This window comes from Candidatus Thiodiazotropha sp. LNASS1 (assembly GCF_964212655.1).
GTDB lineage: Bacteria > Pseudomonadota > Gammaproteobacteria > Chromatiales > Chromatiaceae > Thiodiazotropha.
This window is the reverse complement of sequence record NZ_OZ156465.1, coordinates 4,136,815-4,153,646: the sequence shown is the minus strand read 5'-3', so window position 1 is coordinate 4,153,646 and position 16,832 is coordinate 4,136,815. Positions and strand designations below refer to the sequence as shown.

The following is a 16,832-nucleotide window of genomic DNA, read 5'->3' as shown; positions in this document are numbered from 1 at the left end:
CGTCATGGCCATACAGGGAAATCAAGCCCGCCGCTCCACTGTCACAACCTGATCGCCATCGGGATTTTGCAACATCTCGAAGATCATATTCGGCGAACAGTGAGATCCGCGCACGACGATACCCTTGTCGATCAATGCATCCTGTACCGCTGATGAGATCGCATGGAGAGGCGCTCCGCCCCCTTCGCCCATACCTTTTGCACCGTTGTAACTGAATGGCGAGGGTGATTCCATATGGTCGAGTTTCAGTTCGGGGACATTGTTGATGGTGATCGGCGCATAGTCGGTAAAGGATCCGGCCAGTACATTACCGCTCTCATCATAGGGCAGGTTCTCGAGCAATGCCGCGCCTAACCCATGGGCAGCGCCACCATGCAACTGGCCCTCCACAATCATCGGATTAATCATCTTGCCGCAATCGTCGACAATGCCGTAATCCAGTATTTTTACCTGCCCGGTTGCGGGATCGATTTCCACAACCGCCAAATGGGTCTGCATCGCATAGGTCAGTGTCAGGTTACCGAACTTGGACTTCGGATCAGGCACCTCGAAAGGTGGTCGATAGGTATAACGACAGTTGAGGTTGAGACTGCGCAAAGCTTGTGGAAGGCGGGCACTGTTGGCATTCACAAGATTTGATAGTGCCCAGAAGTTAATTCCCCGGTCGGTACCCTTTACCCTTACCTCCGGCCCCATATCGCCCAGACCAAACTCCAGATCATCCTCGGCGGCCTCCAATGAGAACGCAGCCAGTTCCTTCAGTTCCTTCTTAAGCATCTCCGTGGCGCCATGCACGGCAGACAAGCCTGTTACTGCGAACTGACTGGCATAGGTGCCGCATTGACCCGAGTGGACGTTACGCGCGGTATCGAAACCAACCGCCACGTTGACCATTTCCGGGATAATGCCGAGCTCTTCCGCCACCACCTGGGAAACCACGGTTTCGTGCCCCTGTCCATGAGGAAAGCTGCCGACCGCCACACTGACCGAACCGTCGATATCGAGCTTGATCATCGCCGGCACTGCATTGCCAGAAAATGGTGATTCGGGATTGACGATAACCGATTGGCCGAAATTATTGGTTCCCGAGTCCAACGTGGTTCCGATGCCAATTCCAATCAGGCATCCCTCCTGTCTGGCCTTTGCTTGCTTCTGCCGCCACTTATCCCAGCCGATCAGATCTTTGGCTTTGTTGAGCAGTGCGACAAAATCCCCTGAATCGTAAACACAGCCATTCGGCGTCTCGTATGGGAATTCCCTGATGTAATTGCGTAAACGCATTTCATCGGCGGGAATATTCAGCTTATGTGCACAGATGTCGACCACCCGTTCCATAAACCACATATGGGGCAGTCGGGAATAACCCCGGTTAGGCGCTGCGGGACCCTTGTTGGTTACCACCTGGGAGAAGTCGATACGCATATTGCGCAGCTTATAGGCCGCCGGCAATACCTGGGACCATATCACGCAGCCAAGGGGCTCGTATCTGGGATAGGCGCCACAATCATCCACGTGACGGGACTTGATCGCGGTAATCACGCCGTTCTCGTCAAGCGCCACTTCGGTATCGAAATAGCTCCGTTCACTGCCTTGACTCCCGGCCTGCATATGCTCACTGCGCGTCTCAACCCACTTAACAGGACGTCCGCCGGTCTTGCGGGATGCCAGCGCGGCCAGCGCCATGTAGGGATAGTTGCCGATCTTATTGCCAAACGATCCGCCGATATCGTGGGTGCGAAGACGGATGTGGTCTGCACTGACGCCCAGCGCCATGCTGATCATGGTGATCGGTATTGTCATGATGGTATTGGCCAGATAGTCAATGCCGCCCAGACTGTCATCCCAGGTTGCAACAACCGCATTGGGTTCCACCGCCGTACTGCCGAAACGATGAAAGTGCAGTTTATCGATCTTGACGACATGGGCGGCTTCGGAAAACGCCTTGTCCAGGTCGCCGTACTCGTAGACACCCTGCCAATCTATGTTGGTGCCCATATCCTCATGTACCAGCACTTCGTCCTGCAGCGCTTGCTCGCAGGTAATGATGACATCGAGGGTCTCATATTCCACTTCCACCAACTGAACCGCATCCTGAGCCAGGCGAAGTGACTCTGCGACGACGGCGACTACCGGGTCCCCTTGATAGCGCACCTTTCCGACGGCCAGAGGATAGTCCTTGATCGCGCTACAGGGCTCCGGACCGATTTGCAGAAAGGGCTGACACTGCTTGCTTATCTCATCCCCGCTCAGGGTGCAGATCACCCCGGGCAATGCCTCAGCGGCCGATGTATCGATATGCTTAATCCTGGCATGGGCATAAGGTGAACGAACCAACGCCATATGCAGCGTGCCAGCCGGTTTATAGTCGTCAACGAAAAGCCCGCGTCCACGAATCAGACGACCATCCTCCTTTCGGCTCAGGGGCTGTTGTTGACAGTTGGCCTGAAGCGCGCGCGTTATTCGTTCTCTTGCCTGCTGCTGTATCTCCTGCACCTCCCTGGGCTGTAATGCAAACGTTTCTTCCGCCTGTGCGACAGGGAGCTCTCCCTTCTCTTCAACCGCTTGGGGCTCATCGTCATGATGACGCAGTTTGCGAATGGAGCGGGCCAACCAGCCTTCACGCTTGGGCTTCGCCTTGGGCAGCTCGACACCCGGTGTTAAACCTTCCTGAAGACTGCTGATCAATCGATTGATCTCTTTCTCCGCATAACCCCTCAGGCCACCACCGGCCAGGGAGAGAATCTTGCCGACCAGTTGAGTCTCTCCCATCCAGTTGATTCGGGTACCGCCATTCGGTATCTCCTCCAGATCGAAGGCGGAAATCATCTGATACGCACCCTGCATGACCTTACCCCTTCCGACATATCGCGCTCGTACGGGCGCATCTGCCTCCTCCAAGGTCAATTCCGTGGATGCTGTGCCGCTGATCCTGCCGATACCCACCTTGATGCGCACCAAGGCTGTACGATCGTCCTTCATTTCCATGCTGTGAAAAGTGGGCAGCATCGGGGCGAATTTATTCGGATCGGACAGAATCTCAAAGACTTCTTTTCTGGGCAGGTTGACATCAAAGCTGCCATCGAATTTCATCTCCATGGAGCTAACCCTCCTGCATATCTTTTGCAGCGGCTTGCACCGCCTTTATGATATTTTGGTAACCCGTACAACGACACAGGTTCCCACCCAACTGTTTGCGGATCTGCTTCTCGGATGGCGCCGGGTTCTCTGCCAGTAACGCCAGTGAAGACATCAGCATACCCGGCGTGCAAAAACCGCACTGCAAGCCATGATGCTGCGAGAACGCCTGTTGTATCGGGTGTAGCGCCTCACCCTGCTCCAATCCCTCTACCGTAACCACCTCTCCGCCGTCCGCCTGTACCGCAAACAGTGTGCACGACTTTATCGGTTCGCCATCCAGAATCACCGTGCAGGCACCACAATAACTGGTATCACAACCGATATGGGTGCCGGTAAGTCCCACCTCTTCTCGGATAAATTCCACCAGCAGCAAGCGCGGCTCAACTTCACGTTGATAGCGACAACCATTGATACTGATCTCAACCGATACAGTTTGCGCCTCATCAGACATACTCAGGTCCCCCTTCGATAAGTTCTCCACCGGCACGCTCAATGGCGCGAAACGCGGCCTTCATAAAGATCGACTGCAGCATAGCCCGCTTGAACTCGGCCGATCCCCTGGAATCGGCAGGCGGATCGGAGGCCTCCAACAGAATTTCGGCTGCCTGTTTGAGCAGATCGGCACTCAGTGTTTTGTCGCGAAGCAGACTTTCCGCCTCGGCCGATACAACAGGCCGCGGCCCTGCCGCACCCAAAACAAAACTGGCTTCCTGACATACATTGCCTTCCGCGAGAGTCAGCTGGACACCGGCAGACGCGGCCGGATAGGCTGGTGCCGCTTTTTTGAACCCGATGTACGCACCACCACTGTTGGGCGGCGGTGCTTTGAAACGTATTTCAGTCACCAGTTCCCCGCCGACTAGAGCCGTGGTGTAGGAATCCTGGATAAATTCCCGAATCGACACGGTACGACTCCCTTTCTCACCCTGGCAGACAATCTCTGCATTGAGCACATGAAGTAATGCAGGCCAGTCACAACTGGGATCTGCGGCGCTTACCGAACCACCAATGGTTCCCTTGGAGCGGACTTGCGCATCAGCAATGCCGTTTGCACAATCGCCAAGTATCGGGACCGCCTTAGAAAGCTCTGACTTGCCAATACGTCCATGTGTGGCCAGTGCGCCAATGCGTATGACACCATCTGCATTGTCCAAATAGTGGAGTGCCGGTAAGCGTGCGATATCCACCAGGTCCGACGGTTCATCCATACGGAGTTTGAGGATAGGTATGAGGGTCTGCCCACCCGCAAGCGGCTTGGCAGTCTCTCCGAGTCCGGTTAGCATTTCCACAGCCTCGCTCAGAGATGCGGGACGATGGTAACGAAATGGTGCTGGATACATGATCTTCCCCGTGTTCGGGTGCTGAATATCAGTCTGAGCCACAATGCCGGTTATTCCGGCGACCCTACTTAAACATCAGCAAAATTATACAAGCCGAGGTGTGAAACTATTCCCAAGCTTCACGACTCCTATCATCAACCACCCATATCTAGCATTGCGAAGCGCTCTACTCCGACTTTGTCTAGTCTCAAATTCAATAGAAAAACCGCACAGATCCGAGCTAAACTTTGGTGATTGCTTTGAGGGCATCCTTGCCCTTTTTTTGTGCTCATCATTCGCAATATTTGACACGTAAACAGTCGAACAATTGCGCACCTTCAGCAACGCATCCTAGTTTTTAAGGTAGCGCTGCCGGACTGAGTCAAGCTCCTTTTGAAAGGCACCGGAAGCAGCCTTTTGCAACACCGATTGATTAAACCATTTCTGCTCAAGCCAGTTGGTGAACATATGCTCGATGTTAATGAAGGTAGCCCGCTGGCGTTGAAAGTCGATAGCCTGGGTCATGATAAAGGCCAGGGTCGGTTCACCACTTGCCGTCTTGCTGGGTGAATAGGATTGCCGCCAGATGCGCCAGAAATCTCCCTTCTTGTCATAGATTTCCGCCAGATAGTACATCGGAAAATTGACATCCATATACATCACTTTTTTACCATAAGGATGTTCTTCCGGTGGTATTCCTTCAACAACCCAAACCTCACGGGGCTGCCATGGATTGGCGTCCGTTGTCGGCACCCAATGGGGTGGATTATCAAGATCGATGAAATCCTTGGGATCATGTGCGACATTTGGATCCGGCGCATTCACCACAGCCAGGATCCAACGCTTCCCAATCAGCTTGAAGTCCTGATAGAAAGCGGGAAAGCCCAAGACTGTCTGATTGTCGTCATTGAGCAGATCCATTTTCGGTTGCGGGTCCATCCAGGCCTTACCGCCAGCGGTACGGCGGGTACGGCGAAGGTTTTTGATGTAAACCCAACCGTCATCCAGTTTGCCATTATTGTACTGCTTGGTAAATACACCCAATCCCTTCGCATCATAGGGTTCAGTCAACACCAGCAGGTAACTGGCATGATCATTGTCACCGGCAATTTTTGCTTCTCCCTCAGTGCGTCCTTCCATAATCGCCTTAGCGCTAACCGCTTTAAAATTGTCTATGACACCACCCTCGTTAGTGGTCACCCAGACATCTCCGGAGGCAGCCCAACTGTCACCAATCAGAGGGTTGGCATAGAAATGGTTCCACTCCAGCTTCCAGCCGGCCATCGGGTCGTCCTCGGTTATATCTGCAAAGGGGATACCGGCCACAAAGCCTTCCACTGTCTTACCATCAGCACTCAATGTCGCCTTACCCTGATTTGCCTTGCTGGCCTCCCAATAATGGCTGGGAAATTTAACATCTGTCGATTTTTCGAGACGCATGACCATACCAAAATCCCGAATCATCATCTCCATTTTCTCGGTCAAAAGATCCTTTATCTTATGACCGTCAAAGCTATCTTCATAGAGTTGATCAATATTACTCTTGCTAAGCACCGTACCTTCGGCAACTTCAGCACTGGCCGATGTCGTTGACAGTGAAAAAACCAGTCCTACCACTATCGATCTCAGCAGGTTTTTCTCGCTGTTGATCATAATCTTTATCCTCCTCAGTATCTTTTTTAACCCACTGTCAGAACTGGTAACTCGCCCGCAGCAGTAGTTGATCCATGTTCTCGAAAGCACCGAATACACTGGCATCCGGCGGAAATCCACCTGGTGTCTGAGTATCGCCACCGAAAAAGATGTCAGCTTCGAGTTTGATTCGCCATTTGGGACCAGGCGCCCATTCGACCGCTGGAATAAATGCACCTCCACCATTGGTCAGATCCGCCAGACCAACCAAACTGACAGTCCAGCGATCACCGGCATAAGGTAGGTTTAGAATTGCTGAAGCGATGACATTATGTTCATCGTATTTACCTGAACCGATAAAATTCATGACTACATCGCCACCAGCCGCTGCTGTCGGTTCGTCGTCCACATCGGGCAGATACCAGTCGAATACTTGCACGGTAAACAGACTGGGGCTGCTGGTACCCAACGCATTCTGCAAACGCAGTGTCTTATCGATCCCAAAGACGAAATTCCAAGCATCGATCTCTACAATCTCACCAAAGGCGGTACCCAAGGGTCGGTCTGGCGAATAGGCGAATTCAGCCCGCCACACTGTATCTATACCCGCCATATAACCCGAGGCGCTGGCGCCAATGGTGTCCGTTTCCGGCAGGATAAAAGCCAAGCCGTTAAAAGGTCCGGTACATGCTGCTGTGCCGAAGGCCGACTGATCGCTGCAAACCAGGATCGGATCCTGTTGAAAGCCGGTCTGGCCGTGGTAGTAGCTTACCGAGTAATTGACAGCATCGTCTTCACCCAGGCTCCCTGACCAGCGTGCGCCGTAATGCGCATCATCCACATCGCCTTCTTCGTGGTGATAATCGAATGGCGCTGAGCCAATCAGATTGAAGCCCTTATTACGGTTCAGGGACCACCGGCCACCGAAGGCAGGAATATGGTTACCCACATCGTCGTCATCGTCCCAGCCGGGTCGATAAACCAGTTGCAGCTCACCGCTGGCTTCAGGCACCAGTAGATTCGCAACGATCAAACCCAGTGGCTTGCGTACATCCTGGTTTTCCGGCACCAGGAAAGAGCGCCAGCGGAAATCGTAGCCATGAATGACATCAGTAGCATGAAAAAAGTCGGTCTCACCCCACACAACCTGCTGCTTTCCGACTCTTAGACTGAGACGGTCGTTAACCTCCCAATCGAAGAACAGTTCCCTTGTCACATCCTTGAGCTCGGTCTCGTCGTATTCATCCTTAAAATCCGCTTTGTTGAATCCACCGCCCAAGTCAGTCAGGTTTTCGAGATCATCTTCATAATCTGTTTGAACATCTTTTGAAAACCGAAAACGACCGGTCCAATTGAGCGGACCTGTCGGCAGAGTGGCATCAAGAAACAGCGATGTTCGAAGCATCTGGGTTTCCCAGGCATCATCATCGGTGGTTTCCGGCTGATCCTCCAGGTTGACACTGATGTACTGCCGCAGATAACCATTGACAGTCAAAGAACCCACTTCAAAGGCGCTTACCGTCATACTGGTGAAAGCCAGTGTTGAAGCAATTGCCGCCGATCCTCCTCTACTTATTAGTTTATTCATGTCGCTCCTCTCTCAAGTTGGTACAAGTGATGCCGATTTGGCGACACCTCCCGGTCAGCTTTTTTAGTCAAATAATCCGCCATCGAATATCAAGCCCATTCTTGTGAAGATTTGGTCTCTTTGTTATCTGCTCATGAACAGTACATTCGATTGATGGTGTGTGTTTTGGGTGCTGCTCCCCACAAGAAAACTCGGTTTAAAAAGATGGATCATGGATGGAATCACGATAAGAGCGGTGATTGCCGAGACAGTCATCCATAAGGCAATCAGCATGCCCATCTCCGCCTGAAAACGTAATGAAGATAAAAAGAACCAAAGGATGACGGATACAACCATGGTTAACGCGGTGACAATTACTCCGCGTCCTGCACGGCTCAGTGCGAAATGTATACTCTCAGCAAGATCAGCACCGCCCTCAAAGCGTTCCTTTACACGGTCAGCAATATAAAACGCATAATCCACACCCAGCCCGATACCAAGAGCCGCCACCGGGAGTGTATTGATATTCAGCCCAATTCCGTGCCATGCCATGAATGCAAAGGTAATGGTATTGGAAAGCAGCACCAGTGGCAGAAAAAACAAGCCTGCTTGCGGTGATTTGTAAGCTATGGCACAGAAGATAAAGAGAATAAGCAAGGCCAGGGCAATGCTTTGTAATTGACCGGAAAAAATCACCTCATTCACCGCCGCTAATACACCGATCAATCCACCGGCCAGTTCGAAGCTGGCTTTTTCCATGGGATTGAGTTGCGCATAATCTTTGATGGCCTGGATGGCGGTGCGAATGGTATCGCCCTTGTGATCCCTGAAATTCATCTGGATCGCACCATTGCGAAACTTGTAGTCCGTGAAGCGGTCGACATCACCCGGATCCGATCCCGCCATGGCCAAAAACAGTAACTCGGCGTTGAAGTTCTGATCATATGCGACGGAATAGAAACGTGGATTGCCTTCACGCATCAGCATATTGACCGGGCGTATCACATCGGCCAGGGACATGGTTCCGCCAACTTCCGGCTGGGCTTCGATGTACTGCTGAAAACGGGAGATATTATCCAGTACACCAGGATTTTTCAGGACATCGTTTTCTTTACCTGCCACAACCAGAAACATACGGTCGCTTCCAGGGAACCGTTCATTGATCGAGGCGTCATTTTGATTGTAAGCGGATTCCGGCCAGAGTATCGGAGAGCCCGGATTGGCATCGCCAATGGTGATGTCTTTGGCGAGAAACCCGGAACCAACCAAAATCATCAAAGCAACTATTACCACTGTGGTCGCGTGACGCTTTTCAGTAGCCAGTTTGGAACAGGCCTCCAGTATTCCATTAAAAACAGGGTCCATGCGAAACGGAAGAATACGATGCTCGTGGTGAACCCGGGTCCAGGATAGTAGAACAGGCACCAGGATAATGGTACAGATCACCATTGCGCCAAGCCAAAGTGCTCCAATCAACGCTGCCTTTTGCAACAAGGGGATCGGCGTCAAGGCAACCACTGCCATCGCCCCGGCATCGGTTGCCAGCCCCAATAAGCCTGGACGAAAAAGTTTGCGCAGTGAAATGCGCGCCGCATCACGCGCGCTCAATTCGTGGTTAACAGCCCGTTCAGCGTCGAATGCCAATATCAATTGTACTGCGTGGGATACCGCACGCGCTGATATCAGAAAGGTAATGACCACTGCCAAAGGATCGAGATTAACCCCTAAAAGGTGAACAATACCCAACGCCCAGGCACACGAAATCGTTGCTGACAGCAAGGGCAACAACATACCGCGTATCGTACCCTTGGCCAGTAGAAGGATTACCAGTATGGCCACCACGATAGCGATTACTATGCTGAAGGTTTCCGGCAAATGCTCAATTACGATACCCGCCAAAACCGGCTGACCCACCAAACTGATCTTCATGCCGGGTTTCTGCACCTTCGCTATGAGCTCTTTGAGCTGAGGATATACTTTGTCGTAATCGATCAACCGGTCAATGAAGTCCACTGTAACCAGTGCCGCTTTCAGATCAAAGGAAACGAAGTTTCCACTGGCCATCGGATTATTCGCCGTGGCAGTGCGCAGTGCATCGATCTCCGCCTGCGTCTTCGGGATACCAGGCCACATAAGCGGTTCTGCAAAGAAACCCTCTGAAGTTGCAGCAACGCTTTTCAGCTTCTTGCTGGCCAGGGATATAATCTGAAATTGATTGACCGCATCGATGTGCTGCAAACCCTTCTGCAATGCCTGGATCGTCTCCAACACTTCAAGCTGAAAAATATCACCCTGTTCCACCTCAACCATAATGCTAACGACATTGACGCCACCAAACGCCTTTTTATATTTGTCGTTGGTCTGGACATAAGGATGATTTGCGGGTTGCAGATCAGTGAAGATAGTTCGAATTTCCACCTGCCAGGCGTAGTAACCCAACACCAATGAAATGAATCCGATCAGGCTTACCAGGATCAACCGATGACGAAGCACGAGTTGGGTAAAGTGATCCATCACAGTGTAGCCCTCGATTGTTGCGCAGCATCGGCACTCTCCTCAGGCTTTCTTTTCATATGCGTATAAGGAATCCACTGTTCATTTTGATGGATGCCGAGATTGGCTCCGGCTGCAAGATATTCTCTATCCGATAAACCATTACTCAGTGGAACAACCGCGGTATACCAGAGTGAATTGTCAGGTCCCAGTTTACCTGCGTGCCAGTCACCTCCACCGGCATCTGATGTCAGCAGGATTCCACCATCACCTACGGCGACAAACCGTTGCCCGTCCCAGGACACATCGTAAATGTGATTAGTCGTGATATCGGGTATTGACGACCATGTTTCGCCGCCGTCTTCGGTCAGTAACAGGGTTCCGGCAAGCCCGACCGCAATGCCGAGATTGCTATCACTGAAAGTGATATCCATCAGGCTTTGCTCGGCACCTGCCTCTATCTGCTGCCAACTGGTGCCGCCGTCGTCGGATCTACTGACACGACCAAATTCACCGACCAGCCAAACCGTACCGTCTGGTGAGATTGAGACACTGTTCCAAGAGAGATCCTCTTCCGGATGGGTGATATGCCAAGTCTCACCGCGATCATCACTGATAAAGACACTGCCCATGGCGCCAACTATCCAGGCCCGGCCATCGGATTCATCCACTGCGACACGCATCAGTTGCTCACCGAATTGACGCAGTTCAAGCTCCTTACGCTGCCAGGATGCACCACTATCCGAGGTCACCATCACTACTCCGAGATCACCCACTACAATAGCGGAGCGCTCATCCCAAGTATCAATATCCTGAAGATGGACGTGTGAAACCGGCGTGCTCTGTATCACCCAATTATTGCCACCGTCATCGGTGCGAATAATCCGCCCTTTACGACCAACCGCCCAAATCAACTTCCCATCCCCGGTGGGAGCTGCAACACCATAATAATTTTCGCGCTTTCCAAACGGCGATGGTTTGATATCCTTTACCGCCGCACTGGGATGGACATAAAACGCCACCCACAGCAAGCTAATCACAATAGATGCGGATAATAGAGTTTCCAGAATGTATGCCAGCTTCTTTTGCATCATATTTCTTAGGATCTGGGCCTTATCGTGCCTGAAGCCACCTGGCTATGGAGAGTTGATTTTTCGCCTATTTACGAAGCTAAACTGAAACCACAGCAACATCTTGATTGACAAGGTTCAATCATTTGACTAGCCGTGCAGCCACTGGGCAGCCCTGTCTTAATGGTGCAATGCAACGCAAATACCTGCTATACGGCTATCTCCCCGCTACAGGTAAAAAATTCACGATCTATTTCTGACACAGGCCGCCATCGCATGAACTGAAGTGATGGGGATAGGCACATGTTTTTTAACGTCAAACAGGAATTCAGGCAGAGCCGGGAATGTAACAATCCTTGACATACTACAGCTAGCTAACCTTTTCTTTTTTTGAAGATTTTCCACCTTGACAGCTTGGGTAAACCCTATTACCTTCGCTGTTAGGGATGCTGAATGGATTTGAGCCCCGATGAGCCAAGACCCAACCCAATCAATAGAGGTGGGCATGAACAAAGCTACTGATACCAGCGATATTTCGTTAACGCAGGACAGCAAATCCAATTCACTCCTGAATACTGCTTCGGGGGCTATTTTTCGCATTTCCGCATATCCGCATACCGGGGAATTCGAAAACTACTCCATAACCAGCCACCAGTTGGCGAGGCTGAATATCTACCTTTCAGAAAGCGATCCGTTCACAGTGCGTAGGCGTCTTGAGGATATCGAGGATGACTCTGCATTTGACTTTCTGATCCTCACACAACTGGAAGGAATCAGTGAAATAGAACAGGAGGATGCAAAATTTACAGTAGAACCGGGCTCAATCGCTGTCCTGGTGGGCGGCCTTCCCTATACCATTGTATTTCCCGAGAAAAGCAAAAGGCTCTTGCTGCGCATTCCGCACCGGACGTTTCACGAGCGTGTGTTAGGTAGAAAAGTATGCGAGTTCGGTGCTCATATCTACACTGGCAATGGTTTGGTGCATATCGTTATTTCACTCCTAAAATCTCTTGAGGAGGAATGCGATAATCTCTCGGAGACCGAACAATACACCGTTGCCGACAAGCTCCTTGAATTGATAGGCGCGGTATTACGTTCTGAATCCGGCCTGGACAAGACCAGGCAAGGCAGTGTGCAGGCCGCCCGGATGTGCCGGATACTCTCTTATCTCGAAGAGAACTACTCAGATCACGAATTAACCCCCGCAAAGGTAGCATCGGCCAATGCGGTTTCCATGCGCCATCTCCACAATCTATTCAAGCAATCGGGCACGACGGTATGCAAGTGGATTTGGGAGCGCAGACTGCAGTCGGCCCGTGAGGATATTTTAGACGCCTCCATGATTGGAAAAAGTATCAGTGAAATAGCCTACGACAAGGGTTTCAACGACTCCGCTCATTTTAGTCGCGCCTTCAAAGAGCGCTTTAGTGTCACACCCAGTAAATTACGAAAAAAACTGCTGGAACAGGTCAAAACATCTGACAGTGTCGAGAATGATCAATAATTCTGTCGATGACAGACGCCATCTACCCAATCAAATCCAAATTTCATATCAATATTTCTTTGTTTGAGAGTTCGCTGGCAATCAATATAACCGGCATTGCTAAACAAGAATTTCCTCACCTGTATCGTTAGCCTGACTCCAACTGATTGGCAGCACACCATCAGCATTGCAATTGTGTGCTGCAAAAAACAATCCATCACCCGGGAATATTAGCCCTCTTGCTCTGCCCCGGAATAATCAAGAGGCACGAATCTGTCAGCAGACCGTTACCATGCTGATCGTTGCCTAAGCTAAGGGAAACTCATCGAAAATGAGATCGATAAAACGCACCTGTGTGCTGGGTGCAGGCTCTATCGGCAGCCTTTTCGCTGGTCACCTGGGCACTGTCGCCGAATCAACCGTACTCACCCGGCGCGAGTCCCACGCGAACGACCTCGTTAAAAAGGGATTGCGGGTCAGTGGAAAATCCGATCTACACAGCAGAATCATCGCATCCACCGATCCTGCCGATCTGGGCGAGGTGGATTTGATCATTATCGCAACCAAGGCCAATGCGGTCGAAGAGAGTGCCCGCCGCATTGAGGGTCACTTTCCCAACGCCATGGTAATGACGGTTCAAAACGGGCTGGGATGCGAAGCGCTCGTGGCCCAATATGGTAACTGGCCGATTATCTCCGCTGTCACCTTTATGAGCGGATTTCGTCATTCCGATACCCATGTCGAATATGAGCTTGATACGGCTACCTGGTTAGGTCCATGGGCCGAAGGCAATGCTCGATACCAACAAGTAAAAGAGGTCGAAGCACTGATTAACCGTTCCGGACTGAAGGCCGAGGCCTTCCCTGACCTGCAACCGGCCCAATGGTCAAAATTGATCTTCAACGCGGTGGTGAATTCAGTCGCTGCATTATCCGATCTTCCACATGTGAAGGCATTTGCGGCTTGCAGTGAAATCAAGGATCTCGGCAACTTGGTCCATGCCGCCATGGATGAAGGAAAACGCGTGGCAGCTGCCCGAGGTGTCAATCTGTACGAGGACCCCTGGGAAATGAATATCGAGGCCACCAGCCATGGACAAACAGGCAACGATGACTACGCCCATGTTCCGTCCATGCTGGAGGATGTTCGCGCCAAACGCATGACGGAGGTCGATTGGATTACCGGCTCCATTGTCCGGGAAGCGGCCAAGGCCGGCATACCCGCACCAATCAATGAAACACTGTATCGATTGGTCAAGGCACTCGAGTCCAGCTGGAAGTCTGGTTGAATAAACACTAAGCGAGGCAAGCATGAAAGTATGTATTATCGGATGCGGGGCGATTGGCAGTCTGTTTGCCGCCCACCTCGCTCGTCTTGAGGATGTAGAAGTCTGGGCCTATGACCCTAGCGAGCCACATGTCGATGCCATTAATAAAAGCGGTCTTCGACTGACCGGACTGACTGACATCGTCGTGCCCGTCAATGCCCGTACTGACGCCACTCAAATTCCCGCATGCGAATTCGGCATCATCGCAGCAAAAACACTGCACACCCGTCCCGCCATGGAAGCGACAGCCCCCATTTTCCTCGATGGCGCGGTATGCTCCGTGCAAAACGGCATCGGCAATGAGGAGATCATTGCCGAGTATGTACCCAGGGTTATTCTCGGCACCACGTTTCCCGCCGGCCATGTCACCGAACCAGGTGTGGTGAATCACGACACCGGAGGTAAAAGCTGGATCAGCCCTTTTCTGCCTAAACCCGCCAGTATGGATGAAGTCAATAAGCTGGCTGATGCGCTTAACCGTGGTGGCGCCGATATCGTACCAATGGAGGACGCGCGTGGCGCGCTCTGGACCAAACTGATCTTCAATTCGGCATCCAACGCCATGGGTGCGCTCACTCGATTGCCTCATGGAGTGGCCTGTGATCAACCCGGCGTTCGTCGTATCATGCGTGAACTGGTCAACGAGGGTAAGGCCATAGCTGCGGCCTTGGGCGTCACATTGGATAGCGATCCCGATGCCTTACTGGACTATGGTCGGGAAAAAGCCTATCAACACCCGCCCAGTATGCTTACCGATGTACTCAACATGCGAGGCACGGAGATCGATGCCCTCAATGGCGGCATCGCACGCATCGGCAAGGAAATCGGCATTCCCACACCACTGAACGAGGCGATGACCGATATCATCAAAGGCCTGGAATACTCCTGGCGCGAGGATGAATGGAGGAACCTGAAACCATGACCGACCACAGCAACCCGTATCGCCCCAGCAAGGCGGAGATCGAACGCCGCTATGACAACATTCGCGCCGCCATGGAAAAACACGGCCTGGACCACCTGATTGTCAGTGGCAGTGAATACAGCGGCTTTGAGGGCGCTGTACGTTATATGTGCGGATTCCATATTCTGCATCGCTACGCATACGTGGTCATCCCTCTGGAAGGCGAGCCTGTCTGCGTCTTCCCGCGGGAAGCCACTTGGGTAGGCGATCACAGTGCGACTTTTCTGCAGCAGCGGGAATTCCCCTCTCATTGCGGGGACTGGATGGCCGATTACCTGAAAGCCAGGCATGCCAAACAGGTGGGCATCTACGGTCTCGAGTACATCATCAATGTACGCGATTACTCGTCCCTTGCAGCCTGTGATTTCACGCTTGTCGACTTTGAAATACCCTTCGATTATGCACGCGCCCAAAAAAGCGAAGAAGAACTGGCATCAGTACGCCATTCCATGGCGGTCAACAAAGAGGGGGTATTGAAGGTCATCCAAGCCTATGCCCCCGGAAAAACCGAGGCGGAATTGATGGGTGTGGCCGAACATGTCTTCGCCTCTCGCGGTTGCGGCCGCAATACCATGGATATGGTTTTGACCGGCCCAGCGGGATCCCTAACCCCGCAGATGGTGTTCCCAAGCCAACGCCCTGTCCGGGACAGCGATGCTTTGATGTACGGCCTGGAAATCTCCGGCGAAGGTGGTCATTGGGTAGAGTTTTCCCGCGTGCTGGCCCCGAACGGGCTCGACAAGACCATGCAGGAGATGATGCTGGCCTATCAGGAGTTCCATGAACTTGCCAAGGAGCATATGAAGGCGGGCAACAATGCAGAATCGATTGCCAAGGCGTGTATGAAGCCCATCTTCGATCGAGGCTATCGCTCCGGTCATGTCTGCGGTCACTCCATCGGCATGACCATGATCGAGATGCCGCGTATCGGAGAAGGGTTTGACTTTATCCTGCCGGAGAACATGGTCTGCTCAATGCATCCCCATTTTATGACTGAAGACCGCACTCACTCGCTGTACTTTCAAGAGACCTACAGAGTCGGCAGGGATGGAGGGGAAGCCCTTTCCAGTGTACCGGTGAAATGGTACGAGGGTGGAGAGACAAGTTTCTAATCTTACTTGAAACGGTTAATTCTCGAACATATATCCCTTATTGGGTTGCCCTTTCTCGGGAATTCAGAAATAACAACAAACCACCCTGACGTCGTCATGATTAATCATGACGATGCACTCAGTGAATGCGAAAACAGCTTTTCCGTCAGGCAGGCGCAATCATCCCAACATACAGGCCATCCAGCAGATCATTGGCCGAAAGTTTGGCTTCCCTGACGACGTCTCCATCGATAATGCCGATAGTGAGATGTCCCTCACCATCATCTTTCAGTACTTTAAACTGAGTTTTATTGTTTAGGATAAAGGTTTTACCCAAAGGGCGGGTTGCCAATATCGATTGTTCTTTATGAATCTTGGCAACGCGAGGGCTGATGGTATTGACGAAATGCCATAATCGTCCCCTGACTGCTCCAGCCACCAGTTTCTCTCCTGAAGCCGTCAAGTCGAGAATGGGGTTTGTTGAACAATCTATGCTGGAGATATAACGATGTAGATCCGAAGCTTGTCCCGTCAGCTTGAAGGAGACCACAGTGTCCTTGCCATCGCTATCGGTCTCCGCAGCGAAGACGATTTCCACATGACTGACCTCATCTTTGCGGATGTCTTCACCCTTGGTGATATTGATTATACGAATACCATATTCATTGAAAAAACCGGATATGAATGATTTGCTTGCCTGATCCATTTCTGACCAGATACTCATTTACAGATTCCTCATGCGGACAATCCG

The 16,832-nt window shown here is 51.8% G+C and carries 12 protein-coding genes; 4 read left to right on the top strand and 8 right to left on the bottom strand.

All coding sequences use genetic code 11. From position 1 onward, the window contains the following. Positions 1–21: 21 nt before the first annotated feature. The 7 genes from AB8516_RS18525 to AB8516_RS18495 form a co-directional block, all read right to left on the bottom strand. The gene (locus AB8516_RS18525; protein ID WP_369162664.1) at positions 22–3,096 is read right to left on the bottom strand and encodes a molybdopterin cofactor-binding domain-containing protein; all 3,075 of its coding nucleotides are present in this window, start codon (positions 3,094–3,096) and stop codon (positions 22–24) included. A 4-nt stretch (positions 3,097–3,100) separates the two neighbouring features. Further along, positions 3,101–3,589 (bottom strand): (2Fe-2S)-binding protein, encoded by a 489-nt coding sequence (locus AB8516_RS18520; protein ID WP_369162663.1) that lies wholly within the window; start codon positions 3,587–3,589, stop codon positions 3,101–3,103. Next, the gene (locus AB8516_RS18515) at positions 3,582–4,478 is read right to left on the bottom strand and encodes a xanthine dehydrogenase family protein subunit M (protein WP_369162662.1); all 897 of its coding nucleotides are present in this window, start codon (positions 4,476–4,478) and stop codon (positions 3,582–3,584) included. Before AB8516_RS18515 ends, AB8516_RS18520 begins: the two co-directional genes overlap by 8 nt. Before the next feature lie 330 nt (positions 4,479–4,808). Beyond that, on the bottom strand, positions 4,809–6,110 hold the full coding sequence (locus AB8516_RS18510) for a DUF1329 domain-containing protein (RefSeq protein ID WP_369162661.1): 1,302 nt from the start codon (positions 6,108–6,110) through the stop codon (positions 4,809–4,811). 37 nt (positions 6,111–6,147) lie between these two features. Next, the gene (locus AB8516_RS18505) at positions 6,148–7,677 is read right to left on the bottom strand and encodes a DUF1302 family protein (protein ID WP_369162660.1); all 1,530 of its coding nucleotides are present in this window, start codon (positions 7,675–7,677) and stop codon (positions 6,148–6,150) included. A gap of 123 nt (positions 7,678–7,800) precedes the next feature. Next, a complete protein-coding gene (locus tag AB8516_RS18500; protein WP_369162659.1) occupies positions 7,801–10,170 on the bottom strand; it encodes an RND family transporter in 2,370 nt (789 codons plus the stop codon). After that, positions 10,170–11,189, bottom strand: coding sequence for a WD40/YVTN/BNR-like repeat-containing protein (locus AB8516_RS18495; protein WP_369162658.1), 1,020 nt, complete (start codon positions 11,187–11,189; stop codon positions 10,170–10,172). Before AB8516_RS18495 ends, AB8516_RS18500 begins: the two co-directional genes overlap by 1 nt. Before the next feature lie 535 nt (positions 11,190–11,724). Here AB8516_RS18495 and AB8516_RS18490 point away from each other — a divergent pair. The 4 genes from AB8516_RS18490 (at position 11,725) to AB8516_RS18475 (ending at position 16,102) form a co-directional block, all read left to right on the top strand. Further along, positions 11,725–12,723: a helix-turn-helix domain-containing protein gene (locus AB8516_RS18490; protein WP_369162657.1), complete on the top strand. Its 999-nt coding sequence runs from the start codon at positions 11,725–11,727 to the stop codon at positions 12,721–12,723. 310 nt (positions 12,724–13,033) lie between these two features. Next, positions 13,034–13,990, top strand: coding sequence for a ketopantoate reductase family protein (locus AB8516_RS18485; RefSeq protein WP_369162656.1), 957 nt, complete (start codon positions 13,034–13,036; stop codon positions 13,988–13,990). 22 nt (positions 13,991–14,012) lie between these two features. Next, on the top strand, positions 14,013–14,951 hold the full coding sequence (locus AB8516_RS18480) for a ketopantoate reductase family protein (RefSeq protein WP_369162655.1): 939 nt from the start codon (positions 14,013–14,015) through the stop codon (positions 14,949–14,951). After that, complete coding sequence (locus AB8516_RS18475; RefSeq protein ID WP_369162654.1) at positions 14,930–16,102, top strand: M24 family metallopeptidase; 1,173 nt, start codon at positions 14,930–14,932, stop codon at positions 16,100–16,102. The genes AB8516_RS18480 and AB8516_RS18475 overlap by 22 nt, the downstream gene beginning before the upstream one ends. Before the next feature lie 145 nt (positions 16,103–16,247). Here the strand turns inward: AB8516_RS18475 and AB8516_RS18470 are convergent, their stop codons facing one another. Continuing rightward, on the bottom strand, positions 16,248–16,805 hold the full coding sequence (locus AB8516_RS18470) for a hypothetical protein (RefSeq protein ID WP_369162653.1): 558 nt from the start codon (positions 16,803–16,805) through the stop codon (positions 16,248–16,250). Positions 16,806–16,832: the final 27 nt, after the last annotated feature.